The 14,839-nt window shown below is 38.0% G+C and carries 13 protein-coding genes; 12 read left to right on the forward strand and 1 reads right to left on the reverse strand.

From position 1 onward, the window contains the following. The first annotated feature begins 135 nt into the window (after window positions 1–135). The 7 genes from panB to L990_RS02900 all read left to right on the forward strand — a co-directional run bounded on the left by panB (window position 136) and on the right by L990_RS02900 (window position 10,657). Window positions 136–951: a 3-methyl-2-oxobutanoate hydroxymethyltransferase gene (panB, locus tag L990_RS02870; protein WP_047445353.1), complete on the forward strand. Its 816-nt coding sequence runs from the start codon at window positions 136–138 to the stop codon at window positions 949–951. Window positions 952–954: 3 nt separating this feature from the next. Beyond that, the gene (locus L990_RS02875) at window positions 955–1,656 is read left to right on the forward strand and encodes an RluA family pseudouridine synthase (RefSeq protein WP_047445355.1); all 702 of its coding nucleotides are present in this window, start codon (window positions 955–957) and stop codon (window positions 1,654–1,656) included. Between the two features lie 478 nt (window positions 1,657–2,134). Next, window positions 2,135–3,379, forward strand: a complete 1,245-nt coding sequence (gene hutI / locus L990_RS02880) for an imidazolonepropionase (protein ID WP_047445357.1) — start codon at window positions 2,135–2,137, stop codon at window positions 3,377–3,379. A gap of 11 nt (window positions 3,380–3,390) precedes the next feature. Further along, window positions 3,391–4,137 carry a DUF4197 domain-containing protein gene (locus L990_RS02885; RefSeq protein WP_047445359.1) on the forward strand — a complete coding sequence of 249 codons (747 nt, stop codon included), beginning with the start codon at window positions 3,391–3,393 and terminating at the stop codon, window positions 4,135–4,137. 19 nt (window positions 4,138–4,156) lie between these two features. Next, window positions 4,157–5,845, forward strand: a complete 1,689-nt coding sequence (gene ftcD / locus L990_RS02890; protein WP_047445361.1) for a glutamate formimidoyltransferase — start codon at window positions 4,157–4,159, stop codon at window positions 5,843–5,845. A 169-nt stretch (window positions 5,846–6,014) separates the two neighbouring features. Then, a complete protein-coding gene (locus tag L990_RS02895) occupies window positions 6,015–9,230 on the forward strand; it encodes a SusC/RagA family TonB-linked outer membrane protein (RefSeq protein ID WP_047445362.1) in 3,216 nt (1,071 codons plus the stop codon). A 17-nt stretch (window positions 9,231–9,247) separates the two neighbouring features. Further along, a complete protein-coding gene (locus L990_RS02900; RefSeq protein ID WP_047445365.1) occupies window positions 9,248–10,657 on the forward strand; it encodes a SusD/RagB family nutrient-binding outer membrane lipoprotein in 1,410 nt (469 codons plus the stop codon). Window positions 10,658–10,781: 124 nt separating this feature from the next. Here the strand turns inward: L990_RS02900 and L990_RS02905 are convergent, their stop codons facing one another. Beyond that, window positions 10,782–11,147 carry a DUF3276 family protein gene (locus L990_RS02905; RefSeq protein ID WP_052180676.1) on the reverse strand — a complete coding sequence of 122 codons (366 nt, stop codon included), beginning with the start codon at window positions 11,145–11,147 and terminating at the stop codon, window positions 10,782–10,784. Between the two features lie 316 nt (window positions 11,148–11,463). On the opposite strand from L990_RS02905, the gene L990_RS02910 reads away from it, so the two are divergent. The 5 genes from L990_RS02910 to coaE all read left to right on the forward strand — a co-directional run bounded on the left by L990_RS02910 (window position 11,464) and on the right by coaE (window position 14,839). Further along, window positions 11,464–12,429, forward strand: a complete 966-nt coding sequence (locus tag L990_RS02910; RefSeq protein ID WP_047445367.1) for a transcription antitermination protein NusB — start codon at window positions 11,464–11,466, stop codon at window positions 12,427–12,429. 110 nt (window positions 12,430–12,539) lie between these two features. Then, complete coding sequence (locus L990_RS02915) at window positions 12,540–12,842, forward strand: DUF1573 domain-containing protein (RefSeq protein ID WP_197057218.1); 303 nt, start codon at window positions 12,540–12,542, stop codon at window positions 12,840–12,842. A gap of 22 nt (window positions 12,843–12,864) precedes the next feature. Next, window positions 12,865–13,182, forward strand: a complete 318-nt coding sequence (gene yajC / locus L990_RS02920; protein WP_047445369.1) for a preprotein translocase subunit YajC — start codon at window positions 12,865–12,867, stop codon at window positions 13,180–13,182. A 230-nt stretch (window positions 13,183–13,412) separates the two neighbouring features. Next, the gene (locus L990_RS02925) at window positions 13,413–14,252 is read left to right on the forward strand and encodes a CdaR family protein (RefSeq protein ID WP_197057219.1); all 840 of its coding nucleotides are present in this window, start codon (window positions 13,413–13,415) and stop codon (window positions 14,250–14,252) included. Continuing rightward, a complete protein-coding gene (gene coaE / locus L990_RS02930; RefSeq protein ID WP_047445373.1) occupies window positions 14,249–14,839 on the forward strand; it encodes a dephospho-CoA kinase in 591 nt (196 codons plus the stop codon). Before L990_RS02925 ends, coaE begins: the two co-directional genes overlap by 4 nt.

A 14,839-nucleotide genomic window follows, 5' to 3' on the forward strand; every position in this document is an offset into this window, starting at 1 on the left:
ATCTCTTTTTTTGAGATTGGAGTGGAGATTGGGTTCGTTTTCCATATTTATGGGGAATAAGCGTAAAATGTTAATTGAACTACTTACCTTTGCCCATTATTTACTTGCAAAGATTACTTAGCAAACCCAAAGTTTATGTCTGTAGAAAGCAACGTAAGGGTGGTTACCACTCATCGCCTTGCCGAAATGAAGGCAAAAGGCGAAAAGATCGCAATGTTAACCGCATACGATTACTCTATGGCTCGCATTCTTGATGCAGCAGGTATCGATGTGCTTTTAGTTGGAGATTCTGCGTCAAACGTAATGGCTGGGCACAAGTCTACGTTGCCAATTACGCTTGATCAAATGATATACCATGCGCAGTCGGTTGTTCGCGCCGTAAAGCGTGCCCTCGTAGTTGTCGACCTTCCATTTGGAACGTATCAAGGTAACTCAAAAGAGGCATTGGCGTCGGCCATTCGAATAATGAAGGAGAGCGAGGCTGATGCAGTAAAGCTTGAAGGCGGGGCTGAAGTTATAGAATCTGTACAGCGTATTCTATCTGCAGGGATTCCTGTGATGGGGCACTTGGGGCTTACACCTCAGTCTATTCATAAGTTTGGGACTTATACCGTTCGAGCTAAAGAGCAAGCAGAAGCAGAGAAGTTAGTGCAAGACGCACATCTACTAGAGGTGGCAGGCTGTTTTGCGGTTGTTCTCGAAAAGATTCCGGCTTCGTTGGGAACCAGAGTTGCCAGCGAGCTCAAAATTCCAATTATAGGAATTGGAGCCGGGAACGGTGTCGATGGGCAGGTGCTTGTTTCTCATGATATGATGGGAATAACGCATGAGTTCTCACCTCGTTTCCTTCGTCGCTACCTTAATTTGTACGACGAAATGAAGGAGGCCGTGGAGATGTACGTAAAAGATGTAAAAAGTTCAGATTTCCCTAACGATAAGGAGCAATATTAGCCAATGGCTTTCAATCCAAATAACATAATCTACGAGGACAATCATATCCTTGCTTACAATAAGCAGGTCGGAGATATCGTTCAGGGCGATAAAACAGGAGACCAGCCTTTGTCCGAAATTATTAAGGTATTTATAAAGGAGCGCGACGCTAAGCCTGGTAATGTTTTTTTGGGAGTTACCCATCGAATTGATAGGCCAACAACAGGTGTCGTTATTTTTGCCAAAACAAGTAAGGCTCTGGAGCGTATGAATGCGCTTTTTCGCGACGGCGGAGTTGCTAAAACGTATTGGGCAATTGTGAAAAGCAGGCCTGAAAAGAATGAGGATTTGCTGGTTAACTATCTTGTTCGCAACGAAAAACAGAATAAAAGTTATGCTTATGATGAGCCTAAAAAGGATTCGAAGGAGGCAAAACTTAGGTATAAGGTTGTTGCTCAAAGCGATAACTACTCATTGCTCGAAGTGGCACTAATGACAGGGCGGCATCATCAGATTCGCACTCAGCTATCTAAGATTGGGTCGCCAATAAAAGGTGACCTAAAATATGGGTTTTCACGCTCAAATCCTGATGGAGGCATCTGCTTGCATGCTCGTAAGGTGGAGTTTGTGCATCCAGTAAAAAAGGAACGACTGGTTATTGAAGCCCCAGTTCCAGATGATGCATTGTGGAAGTATTTTGAAAAAATACTATGGAAGGAAGGGTAGCCCAACGGGGTTACCCTTTTTTCGTACGAATTGGTGTTTTTTCTTTCTAATAAATTTTGATAGGGATACATTGTTGAAAACAATGCAAAGCTGATGTTTTGTTGCTTTTTTTTATGTTAATAAATACATGTTCCTAGCGTTAAGTGTTTATTGCAAACTTTATGGGCTAATATCAATGTATTCAGATGTCTATTTTGTATTTGTTTCAGGAAGAGCATGTGCATATTTTTTGATTATGGCACGAAATGTGTAAACAAAAAGCATAACCTGTTTTAATTAACCTTAGTTGCTGAGAAAGGCGTTGCAGTGATGCAGTAGCCTTTTTCTTTTATATAACCTTTCTATCTGTCTATTTTGATTTTCATGCATCCTTCCTTTTAAACCTTAGTTTTTTCTGGGGGTGTTAGTCTAACTTTAATTTTTTTATAAATTTGACCTGAATAAGCTATTGATTGTAGCTTTTTTAAAAGTCATATATATGAAACTGTTAGTAAAGAATATAAAGAAGCTTGTACAGGTTGAGGATTTACCTAAACGTTGGGTGGCAGGCAAGGATATGCAAACACTTCCATGTGTTGATAATGCCTATCTTCTTATTAGAGATGGCTTAATTGCGGATTTTGGACCAATGGAGTTTTGTCCAACAGGTACAGATGCAGAAGAAGTTGATGCTACCGGGCGTATGGTTTTTCCATCATTTTGCGATTCGCATACCCATATAATATATGCCGGAAGCCGAGAAATTGAGTATATAGATAAGATAAGAGGTCTTTCTTACGAAGAAATTGCGAAGCGTGGAGGCGGTATTTTAAACTCGGCTCAACGACTTCGTGAAGCTTCGGAAGATGAACTTTTTGAAGCAGCAATGGAGCGCGTTAATGAGATTATATCGTTGGGAACTGGTGCTGTCGAGATTAAAAGCGGTTATGGCTTAAGTACGGATTCCGAACTAAAAATGCTTCGAGTGGCTCAACGTATAAAAAGAGAATCGCCTATTACTGTTAAAACAACTTTTTTAGGGGCACATGCTGTGCCTGCAGAGTATAAAGGCCGCCAGTCTGAGTATGTTGATTTAATTATTAACGAAATGATACCTGCTGTTGCTGCAGAGAACTTGGCCGATTTTATTGATGTTTTCTGTGATAAAGGCTTTTTTACCGTAGAAGAAACGGAAAGGATGATGGAGGCGGGTGCTAAATATGGTATGCGCCCTAAAATTCATGCCAATGAGCTGGCTCTTTCTGGTGGTATTCAGGCAGGAGTAAGGTATTCTGCTCTTTCTGTAGATCATTTAGAGTTCACAGAAAAAGATGAAATGGAATCGCTGCTTAGCTCAACGACCATGCCAACGGTGCTGCCAGGCGCTGCATTTTTCTTAGAGATGGAGTATCCGCCTGTAAGAAAAATGATGGAGGCAGGATTACCCGTAGCTCTGGCTTCTGACTATAATCCAGGCTCATCCCCATCTGGTGATATGAAATTTATTTTGAGTTTGGCCTGCGTAAAAATGAAAATGCTTCCCGAAGAGGCAATTAATGCAGCAACAATAAACTCTGCATATGCTATGGGGCTAAGCGAAACCCATGGTTCTATTTCTAGAGGAAAAATTGCAAACTTTTTTATTACAAAGCCAATTCCTTCGTACGAATATATGCCATATGCTTACACGCAAAAGTTGGTGGATGAGGTATATTTGCATGGCGAAAAAGTATGTAATAAGTAAATCTTTTTATTATGAGAGTTAAATTGATTGTTTGGGTGTTGTTGTTCGCGATGACGGGTACTGCTCATGGGCAGCTGTTGAAGAAGTTGAAAAAAACAGCAAAAACCATAACATCAACTACTGCTAATGGGTCCTCTTCTGCTCTTTCCAATGCCGATTATGTAAAAGGGTTGAAGGAGGCCTTGAATATTGCTGCGAATAATTCTGCGGTTACCGCATCGACCATTGATGGATTTAATAAAAATGTGGATATAAGAATTCCTTTTCCTCAAGATGCAATTGTTGTGAAAAACTATGCAGTTAAGATGGGGCTAAAGCCTCAGGTTGATGTTTTTGAGGAAAAGTTAAATAGGGCGGCAGAACTTGCAGCAAAAAAGGCTGCTCCGATTTTCTTAAGTGCAATTCAGAGTATGAGTATCACTGATGCTACTGGTATTGCAATGGGAGAGAAAAATGCTGCAACGCAGTATTTGAGGAAGACATCGGGCGTCGAGCTAAGTAATCAGTTTAAGCCAATTGTTGCAGAGGCATTGGCTAGCGTTTCAATTGCAAAATATTGGAAACCTTTGGCTGACTCCTATAATAAGGTATCTCTTTTTATAGGGAAAGAGCAGGTTAATGCTAACTTGGAGGAGTATGTCACTAGCAAGGCGGTAGATGGACTGTTTCTTCTTGTAGAAAAGGAGGAGGCTAATATAAGGAAGGAGCCAGTTAAGTATGGTTCCGATTTGCTAAAAAAAATATTTACAACAAAATAAAACCCAAGACCTATCAATTATGGAACAAAGGTTAATAGAATGCGTTCCCAACTTCTCAGAAGGGAATGATATGGCTATAATTAAGCAGATTACTGATCAAATCGAATCTGTTGATGGCGTTAAATTGTTGGACGTAGATCCAGGAAAAGCAACTAACCGTACGGTAGTTACCTTTGTTGGAACTCCAGAAGAGGTTTGCGAGGCAGCTTTTCGTGCCACCAAAAAGGCGAAAGAACTTATTGATATGAGCAAGCATCATGGTGCTCACCCTCGTTTTGGTGCTACGGATGTACTGCCACTAATTCCGGTTGCAAACATTACAATGGAAGAGGTCGTTGCTTATGCTCATAAGTTGGCTAAGCGTATTGGAGACGAACTTGATTACCCCGTTTATTGTTACGAAAATGCAGCGTTTGATGAAAAACGTCGTAATCTGGCGTATTGTCGTAGTGGAGAGTATGAAGCGCTTCCTGAAAAATTGACAAAACCAGAATGGAAACCCGATTTTGGTCCTGCTAAGTTTGTTGCTGAAACTGGTGCGATTGCAGTTGGTGCTCGTAACTTCTTGATTGCTGTAAATTTCAACTTAAATACGACATCTACACGTCGCGCAAATGCGGTCGCTTTTGATGTGCGTGAAAAGGGGCGTCCTGTAAGAGAAGGGAACCCTGTTACAGGTAAGAAAAAGTTAGATGAGAATGGAAAAGAAATATGGACCCCAGGTACTCTAAAAGGAACCAAGGCTATTGGTTGGTTTATCGACGAGTATGGAGTTGCTCAGGTTTCAATGAATATTACAGACATTAACCAAACGCCTTTACATGTTGCTTTCGAAGAAGTTAAAAGGAAAGCAGATGCACGTGGTTTGAGGGTTACTGGAACTGAAATTGTTGGTCTAGTTCCTGCTAGCGTGATTATGGATGCTGGGAAATACTTTCTTGCTAAGCAGCAACGCTCTGCTGGTATTGCAGATGAAGAGATAATAAAGATTGCCATAAAATCGATGGGGCTTGATGAACTTTATCCTTTTGAACCTAACAAAAAAATTGTAGAGGAAATGATAAAGGATGAAAAGAAGCAGCTAATTGATCTAACAGTGACAGGCTTTGCGATCGAGACTGCTTCTGAATCGCCTGCACCTGGTGGCGGATCTATTGCGGCTTACATGGGGGCTCTAGGTGCAGCATTAGGAACTATGGTTGCCAACCTTTCTGCTCACAAACCAGGCTGGGACGACCGATGGGAGGAATACTCAAAGGTAGCAGAGCAGGGGAAATCCTATATGGATCAACTTTTAAGGATGGTTGATGAAGACACCAACGCATTCAACAAAATTATGGATGCTCTGTCTTTGCCCAAGAAGACTGATGAGGAAAAAAATGCAAGAAAGAAGGCTATCCAAGATGCCACAAGGTATGCGACAGAAGTGCCCTATAAGACGATGCTACTTTGCTATGATTCTATGCAGGTTATGTTAGAAATGGCAAAAAAAGGAAATCCAAATTCGGTTTCAGACGCAGGAGTTGGAGCATTAGCCGCTCGTAGCGGAGTATATGGTGCTTATCTTAACGTTTGTATTAATGCCAAAGGTTTGGAAGATCAAAAGTTCGCTAGCGAAATTCTTGAAAATGCCAATGGTTTACTAACAAAAACGATTTGTCTAGAACAAGAGATCCTTCGGATTGTAATGGAAATAATCAATAAGTAGTATAATCAATAAAGTTGAAAAGGCTTTACCAGTTCGGTAAAGCCTTTTTTGCGTTTTGTAATTAGGAAATGTGTTAAAAATGGCACTGCCTGAAAAAATAATAATTTAATATTTGTTTTTAAAAATAAATTAAATGTACATTGCAACTGTTAAACTAATTTTCTAATGTATGAAACGAATAAAGCTGCTATTGCTGTCGGCTTTCGTTTGTCTTGGGCTATCCAATGCTTTGGCCCAAACGAAAGTTGCAGGACTGGTTACAAGTTCTGAAGATGGTCAACCAATTCCAGGTGTGACTATAATCGTAAAAGGTATTTCAGGTGTTGGTACTACCACTAATATTGATGGTAAGTACTCCATTAGTGTTCCTGCTTCAGGAAAAACTCTTGTGTTTAGTTATATAGGCTTTGTAACACAGGAGATTGCTTTACAAGGGAAAACAGCTGTAAATGTTGTTTTAATTCCAGATTCAAAAAAATTGGATGAGGTTGTTGTAACCGCAATGGGGATTAAAATGAGTAAAGATAAGACTGGAACTTCTGTTACTTCTGTAAAATCAGACAAATTGGATAGAACGGGCGAAACGGGAGTAATTCAAAGTCTTTCTGGTAAATCTTCAGGGTTGCAAATTGTTCGCAGTTCTGGAGAACCTGGTGCTGGTGCTTACATGCAAATCAGAGGGCAAAATACAATTACAGGGAATATACAGCCTTTAGTGATTGTTGATGGAGTACCTGTTACTTCAGGAGAACAAGGCGGAGGTGCTATAGATGGAGTTACTCAGCAATCGAGGCTAAATGATATAAATGCAAATGATATTGAATCAGTAGAAGTGCTAAAAGGGGCTTCGGCTGCCGCTGTTTGGGGAACAAGAGCGGCAAATGGAGTTATCATCATAACTACTAAGAGTGGTAAAAGCCAAAAATCGAAACCAGTCGTAGATTTTTACGCCAGTCTAACGCTTGATAAGATCAATGTTGAATGGGATAAGCAGGATAAGTTTGGTCAAGGGAAAGATGGAAAATGGAATCCTTCAAAAGGTGAGAGTTGGGGTGATAAAATTGCTGCACGAGCAGGAGGAGAAGATATCGTAAATAAAACAGGAGAGTATTTTTTGACACCTGATGGAACTAAAATTTATCCGATTGTTACAAAACAATCAAAAAATACTTACAACAATGTAAATAGAGATCAGGTTTTTCAGAATGGTATTGCAAAAGAATTTGGGGCTTCTGTTTCTATGGGAGATGAAACTGGCTCTGCATTTATTAGTATCGCCAATTTAAATCAGGAAGGTGTTATAAAGTCTTCAGATTATGACAGAACAAATGTTCGTTTTAACTTAAAGAAGAATTTGAGTAGCACAATAAAGGCAAAATTAAATACCTATTATACAAAGGTAAAGAGTAATCGAATACAAAAAGGTTCAAACCCAGATGGGCTATATCTTGGATACTTACGCACGTCTCCTGATTTTGATAATACCTATTATAAAGGAACGTATGTGAATAGTAATGGATTATTGTTTCTAAATAGTCAGCGTTCCTATCGAAATTATCTGGGATCAGCGGCTCCTGCATACAATAATCCAGGTTGGACAATTAATGAACAGTTGAATAATTCAACAGTTGATCGATTTTTAATTAACCCAGAATTGAATATAGATATTTTTAAAAATTTAACATTAACCGCAAGGTATGGGCTTGATATATCTTTAGATAAGCGTGAAACTTTTTTCCCAAAGAACTCGGCCTCTGAACGTCAGTCTGGGTATTATTCTGAAGACCATTTATTTACAAAGGAACAGACTGCGGAGGTTTTTTTGAGAGGGTTTAGGCAGTTCTCTAAAGACTTTGCTTTGACGACAATTTTGGGAGGACAGTTGAATGATAGATACTACAATACAATAACTGGTGAATATTCAAATTATATAAACTACTTAGATCCTAGAAAATTTATTTATGATCAAGCAACAAGTGACTCGAAAAATCCATATAACTATTTATCTCACAAAAAAATGTTAGGGGGATATTTGGTTATAAATGCAGATATATTCGATCAAGTATTTGCGGAGTTTACAACTAGGATTGAGAGATCTAACTCTTACGATGGAACTTTATTTTATCCATCAGGATCTTTAGCATGGCAATTCACCAAATTTACAGGTACTAATAAGGTGCTTTCATTTGGGAAATTGAGGGTGTCCTATGGAACTGTTGGTATTGAACCTCCTTTATATATAACATCTGACGATTATTTGGCCGGTTATGTAGAATCTGGATGGGGTGAAAAGTTGAACTCGACATATTTTGGAGGACACTTTAGAAGAAGTGGTGTCAGAGGTAATCCTAATATTAAGCCAGAAAAAAAGCAAGAAGTTGAATTCGGGACTGATTTAAGATTTTTGAATGATCGCATTTCTTTAAGTGGTTCGCTTTATTTCAATAAGACAACGGATGTAATATTTTCTATAGACAAACCAGCTTCTAGTGGTTATAGTAGTGTAATTTCTAATGCAGGGGAGATTACCAATAAGGGGATAGAGTTGGATATAAATGGAGATCTTCTTAAAACTAATGATTTAACATTAAACATAATGGCTAACTGGTCCACCAACAAAAATAAAGTTAAGTTGGCAGGAGGTGTTCAATCTGTTTTCTTGGATGGATTTACAGGAACTTCTTCTAGGGCAGTAGATGGAGAGCCATTAGGAACTTTGTGGGGCGGAAAATGGGCTAGAAATGACAATGGAAGTTTAAAGTTGGATTCTAAAGGTTTCCCATATGCTGCAGAGAAGGAAGGAATACTTGGCGATCCTAATCCTGATTGGAGAGGTGGCATTGGCGCAAGATTAAACTACAAGGGGTTAACTTTTAGTTTCTTATTTGAGCGGTCTCAAGGCGGAGATATGTGGGCTGGAACTTATGGCGTGTTGAATCACTTTGGGATAAACCCAGAAACCGCAAATGAGGTTACTTTGAGCAAGGATGTTGTTAATGCAATTGGTAATGTAGTGCCGAAAGGAAGTACTGTTCGTGGTAACTTAGTCAATTTTGGAGCAGGCGAAGTTCTTTTGGATCAAAATTGGTATCAGACAAACGGAGGTGGTTTTGGGCCTGTTGCTGAACAATTTGTTGTTGATGCAACATGGACTCGTTTGCGAGAAGTTAGCCTCTCCTATGCACTGCCATCTAAGTTGCTTAGTAAAATAAAGGTAAGGAGTGTAGAGTTAGGAGTTGTAGGACGTAACTTGTTCTTATGGACAGATTTTAAAGGTGTTGACCCTGAAACTAATTTAACAGGTACAACAAACGGACGTGGGCTTGATTATTTTAACAATCCAGGCACTAAAGCTTTCGTATTTTCTGTAAAACTTGGTTTTTAATGTAAAAAGCGATAAAAATGAAGAAGATATTAATTTATACTTTGGCCATACTATCCTTAGCAGTAGTCAACCAATCATGTAGTTATGTCGATCTTGAGACCGAAGATCCTAATAACTTTACCGACGCGCCTTCTGAATTAATGATAAATCAACCATTACTGTCCTTATGTTTGGTTCAGGAGGGTGACTTGGCTCGAATTACAGGTATTTTTTCTAATCAGTTTACAGGTGCTGATCGTCAATATTTATCATTGAATCAGTATATAACGACTACTGGTGATTATGACAATATTTGGGCAACTCTTTATGTGGATGGTGTTGCTCAATGTAAAATCATAGAGCAAAAGGCTGCCACTCTAAATTTAAAGAAACTTCAAGGGGTCGCAAAAATTGTTCGTGCATATTTAATTGGAACAGCGGCGGATTTGTGGGGAGATGTTCCTTATACCGAGGCCGCAAATGATTTGAAATATCCAATGCCAAAATACGATAATCAGGTTAGTGTGTATGATTCCGTGCAAGTCCTTTTGGATAAAGCAATTGATTTGTATAAAGTTGGTGCAGACAGTGACAATGGGAAGGTTTACGGTAATTTAACTTTGGATGAGTCAGTGTTGAAGCAGTTCGATTGGCTAAATGTTGCTTATAGTTTAAAGGCTCGTTACTTTTTGCATGCCAAAAACTATCAAAAAGCATTAGATAATGCATTGAAAGGAATTGGAAAACCAGAGCAAAGTTGGATTTTTAATCATGACGATAAAGGCAACTATTCTGATGGCAAATTTAACTTGTTTTATAGCTTTTTGGAATGGAATAGAGGCGGTTATTTAAATGCTGATGATGCCTACCTTCCTCGTATTTTGGATTCAGGAGAGAGTACTTATAGAGGAAATGCTAAGACTAATGAGGCTGCTAGATTTAAGTATTATTTTCTAAGCGGAGGTGATGCTGTTTATGCAAGTCTCTATGATCCAAATATGTCGGATGGGATATTTGCGGTTAATTCTGGCTATACCCTTTTAAGTTATGCAGAAACTCGTTTAATTGAGGCAGAATGCTATTTGCGTATAGCAGTTCCTAATAAGCAGGCTGCTCTAAATGCTCTTAATCAGGTGAGACAAGCACTTAATACTTATTATGGAGGTAATTTTTATCAAGATTATGTTGATTCCGATTTTTTAACTAATAGTGATTTGTTAAAGGAGATCCTTTTGGAGAAATATATATCATTATTTGGACAAATAGAGGTTTACAATGATTTGCGACGTTCTAATAATTTAATAGGAGTTCCATTAAAAAAGGGAGCCGTTTTAAATAAAATTCCAGAGAGATTGTTGTATCCTCAAACAGAAGTGGGGGCTAATAAAAATATGCCTGCAATACAAAGTATTGATAAACCAACAAGGGTTAATGGTGGAAATAGTTAGTATTTAGGTTTGTATAGCAGTTTGTTAGAGAGGGGGAGGTCGAGAGGCCTGCCCCTCTTGTTTACTAATAGCCAACAAAAAAGGTGAACCTAAAGTGTTCACCTTTTTTGTTGATATCCTTTAATTATTTGTCTAAATCTTCAAAATTAAGGATTGGTGTGAGGTTTTCTTGATTTTTATCATCGTCAAATAGTAGTGATGACGAGAGTTCTGGTTGCGTCCCTTTTACAAAATCAACAGTATTGTTTATTGCTGTAATGAACTTGTCAAAATCTTCTTTGTAAAGGTACAGATGGTGCTTTTCGTAAACAAACTGCCCATTTCTGAGCAGCCTCTTCTTGCTTTCTGTAATGGTGATGTAGTACTCACTACTTTTCATCTTCTTTACATCAAAAAAATAAGTCCGTTTCCCTGCTCTAAAAGATTCTGTATAAATTTCTTCTTTTTCGATAGGGTTAGTTTCATTAATTAAAGAATCAAATTCATTCATTTATTTTCCCCCAAAAAATTATTTTCAACACTTTACAAATTTAACAAAAATATCTATGTTAAATCTGGTTAATCCTTTTTTTTGGTCATAGGTATGACTTTTTATGAAAAGTGGATGGTGTTTTTTAATACGCTCGGAGTTGCGCATCCTTACTTTAGCAAGTAACCTGTTTTTGTATGTTTGATAGCTGGCTATTTTTGTTCTCCGTATTTTTGTTGTGCAGAAATATTTCACGTATTTTGATTAAATGAATTTGTAATTGCTGCTTCAAAAAAATACCTTTGTAGGCTAGTTTTAAAAAACGTTCTTTATAATCATGGTAAGCAGAAGACTACTTCGGATTAAAATTTTAAAAGCGCTCTACGGTCATTTCAAAAGTGGTGACAAGACTATTAATGCCTCTGAAAAGGAACTATTCCAAAGCATTGAGAAGACCTACGACCTTTATCATTACATAATGCAGCTCCTTGTCGAGGTTGCTGATTATGCTCAGTCAAGAATTGACATTGGAAAGCAGAAGTATCTTCCTTCACCTGAAGAAAAAAATCCTAATACAAAATTTGTTGACAATATTATAATTGGTCAACTTCGCCGAAACGAGCAGCTCAACAAGCGGTTGCACCAAAACTCATTATCGTGGGAGAATAATCCTGAATTAATAAAGAAACTTTACATGAATATGCTTTCAAAGCCTTACTATAAAGCTTATATGGCTGATTCTAGTAGGAGTTTTGAGCAAGATCAAGCATTTGCCTTGGAGTTTTTTTGGAATGAAATAGAGGATTTCGAAGATTTGTATCAAATTTTAGAGGATCAGTCAATTTATTGGATTGATGATGTTGAGTTTGAGCTAGGAATGATCATCAAAACAATAAAGAAATTTAAGGAAGATCAGCCTTCTTATGCCTCTTTGATGCCTTTGTATAAGGACAATGCGGATTATGAATTTACAAAGCGTTTGTTTAGAAAAGCAACGGTTAACCACTTAGAGTACAGACAAATTGTTGATGAGTATACAAGCAACTGGGATGTAGATCGTATTGCCTATATGGATATCCTTATCATGATTGAGGCGATTGCCGAAATGATTGAGTTTAAGGAGATGCCTATTAAAATTTCGATGAATGAGTTTATTGAACTTTCGAAGTTATTCAGTACGCCAAATAGCAGTACATTTGTTAATGGAGTACTCGATAAGGTCGTGAAATCGCTGACAGAAAAAGGTATTATTGTAAAGGAAGGCTTAGGTCTTGTCGAGCCTGAAGTTCAGGAGGAGGAGTAATGAGGCTTTTTCTATTCGCTTGTGCTGCTGTTTTTCTGTTTTCTTGCGGAGGTAAGAATGCGGAAAAACAACCCTCCAATGTTGGTCGTTCTGGAAATCAGGAATGTGCAATGATGAAATTTGAACAAACGTCTTCCGATTTTGGAGAAGTTGCGCAAGGTGAGAAAGTCGTTCTTTTTTATACCTTTGAAAACGCAGGTGGGAGTGATTTGGTAATATATGAAGCAATTCCATCATGTGGGTGTACATCTCCTAAATTTGATGAATCGCCAGTAAAACCAGGCGAAAAAAGGACTGTCGAAGTCACTTTTGATTCGGATGGATGGAGCGGGAAGCAGCAAAAGTCTATTACATTTAAGACCAATGGTGTTCCTGATTACACCACTATTTTACTTTCGGGTACCGTAAACTAGTTTTAAATAAAACAATACTTAGATGACAAACTCGTTTTTACTACTTCAAGCAGCACCTCAGTCGGGTGGTGGTATTAGTATGCTTATAATGATGGTTCTTATCATTGTTGTAATGTACTTTTTCATGATTCGTCCTCAACAAAAGAAGCAAAAGGAGCTTGCAAAGTTCCGTAGTAGCCTTCAAAAAGGAGATAAGATTGTTACTATTGGTGGAATTTACGGAAAGATCGCTGATATTAACGATCAGTATGTTACTGTTGAAGTTGGTGGTGATGTAAGAATTAAATTTGACAAGTCTGCGATCCTTAAGGATATGAGCGATGCTCCTCAGTCTCGTTAACCGATAAACTTATTTTTAAGAGGCTTTCATTTTTTCATTAACTTTATGGAATTGAAAGCCTCTTTTTTTATTGCTATATGGCATTTAAAAGTACAAAACGTTTTATTGATATAATCCTATTAAAAAGGAGAATTCGTATAACTGAAAAGTTTGTCGTTTTTTGCTTTTTTTTAGTTTTTTCAAGCGCAATTTGGTATCTCAATAAGCTGAGTGGAGATTACGTTATTGATTTGAAATTACCTGTTAAAGTAACCTATACAGATACGGATAAAATCTTGGTTGATGAGGGCGAAACATATCTAAAAGTTCAGGTAAAAACCAAAGGATATACCATTTTACGCTATAAATTTAAGACAGCACTGAACCCTGTTCAAATAGATATTGCGTCTTATCGGCTATTTCGTCAAAGTGGGAGCGGCGACAGGTATTACGTCCTGTCGAATTTCTTAAAGTCAAATCTGGCAACTCAACTTCCCAGCAATATTAAAATTGAGAATATAAATCCAGATACGCTATTCTTTAGATTTTCCTCCTCTTATTCTAAGATTGTTCCTATTGTGGCAAGTGCAAAACTCTCTTTTGAGGATCAGTATATGCAGGTTGGGCATATTCTTATTTCACCCAATCGTGTGAAAATTAGTGGACCAGAAAGCGTTATTCGCAATGTAAAGTACGTAAAAACGGAACTTATTTCTGGAGAGTTGCTGAATGAATCTATTTCAGGGACTACTGGTTTAGAGGCGCATCCCAATATTCTAATGTCTACAAAGGATGTGCGTTATACGGTAGATGTTGCTAAGTATGCGGAATCAACGATACGTTTGCCGATTAAAATGTCGGGTGTAGACTCTAATTCTGTACTGCTAATTCCATCTGTGGCAGAGTTGACATACCGTGTTGCCCTGAAGGATTATGGAAAAGTTCAGGCATCTCTTTTTAAGCTTACAGTAAAAGGTCTTCCTTCGGGACTTTCCAATTTGGTGAAGGTAAAGGTGGATACTTTTCCTTATTTTGTGAGCCATATTCGGGTTGACCCTGAATTTGTAGAAGTTTATAATCAAAAGAAATGATTGTAGTTGGATTGACAGGAGGGATCGGTTCCGGAAAATCAACGATTAAGCAAGTTTTTGAAATTCTTCATGTTCCAGTCTTTGAGTCAGACAAGGAAGGGCATGCTGTTTTGCAAGACGCTGGTGTTGTCGCTAAACTTAAAGATGTTTTTGGAGCTGATGTTATATCGCAGAACGGAGAAGTTGATCGGAAGCGATTGGCTTCTATTGTATTTTCAAATAAGGATCAACTTTCGGTTCTAAATGGGATTATTCATCCAGCCGTTAGAGATAAATTTAAGAGCTGGAAGGATGCTCATTGCCATAGCCCTTATGTGATAAATGAGGCTGCGATTCTTTTTGAAAGTGGCCTTAATTTGCATGTTGATTGTAGCATAAATGTGAGTGCACCTGCTGATATTCGCATCGAAAGAGTTATTTTACGAGATAAAATTGATAAAAAGCAGGTTCTTGATAGAATAGCGAACCAAATGAGTGATGATCAGCGAGAAATGCTGGCAACTTGGACTATTATAAACGACGGGAAGTGCCCTGTAATTCCTCAGATTTTAAAAATTGACGGTCAATTAAGAAATAAAATAGAATAG

It is taken from the genome of Alistipes sp. ZOR0009 (genome assembly GCF_000798815.1).
In the GTDB taxonomy this organism is placed as follows: Bacteria; Bacteroidota; Bacteroidia; order Bacteroidales; family ZOR0009; genus Acetobacteroides.

Bases quoted from the DNA above. Each gene is read 5' to 3' on its own strand.
- panB (WP_047445353.1), top strand. From the start codon at position 136: ATGTCTGTAGAAAGCAACGTAAGGGTGGTTACCACTCATCGCCTTGCC.
- L990_RS02900 (WP_047445365.1), top strand. From the start codon at position 9,248: ATGAAGAAGATATTAATTTATACTTTGGCCATACTATCCTTAGCAGTA.
- L990_RS02915 (WP_197057218.1), top strand. From the start codon at position 12,540: ATGATGAAATTTGAACAAACGTCTTCCGATTTTGGAGAAGTTGCGCAA.
- L990_RS02910 (WP_047445367.1), top strand. From the start codon at position 11,464: ATGGTAAGCAGAAGACTACTTCGGATTAAAATTTTAAAAGCGCTCTAC.
- L990_RS02895 (WP_047445362.1), top strand. From the start codon at position 6,015: ATGAAACGAATAAAGCTGCTATTGCTGTCGGCTTTCGTTTGTCTTGGG.
- coaE (WP_047445373.1), top strand. From the start codon at position 14,249: ATGATTGTAGTTGGATTGACAGGAGGGATCGGTTCCGGAAAATCAACG.
- L990_RS02905 (WP_052180676.1), bottom strand. From the start codon at position 11,147: ATGAATGAATTTGATTCTTTAATTAATGAAACTAACCCTATCGAAAAA.
- ftcD (WP_047445361.1), top strand. From the start codon at position 4,157: ATGGAACAAAGGTTAATAGAATGCGTTCCCAACTTCTCAGAAGGGAAT.
- yajC (WP_047445369.1), top strand. From the start codon at position 12,865: ATGACAAACTCGTTTTTACTACTTCAAGCAGCACCTCAGTCGGGTGGT.
- L990_RS02885 (WP_047445359.1), top strand. From the start codon at position 3,391: ATGAGAGTTAAATTGATTGTTTGGGTGTTGTTGTTCGCGATGACGGGT.
- L990_RS02875 (WP_047445355.1), top strand. From the start codon at position 955: ATGGCTTTCAATCCAAATAACATAATCTACGAGGACAATCATATCCTT.
- hutI (WP_047445357.1), top strand. From the start codon at position 2,135: ATGAAACTGTTAGTAAAGAATATAAAGAAGCTTGTACAGGTTGAGGAT.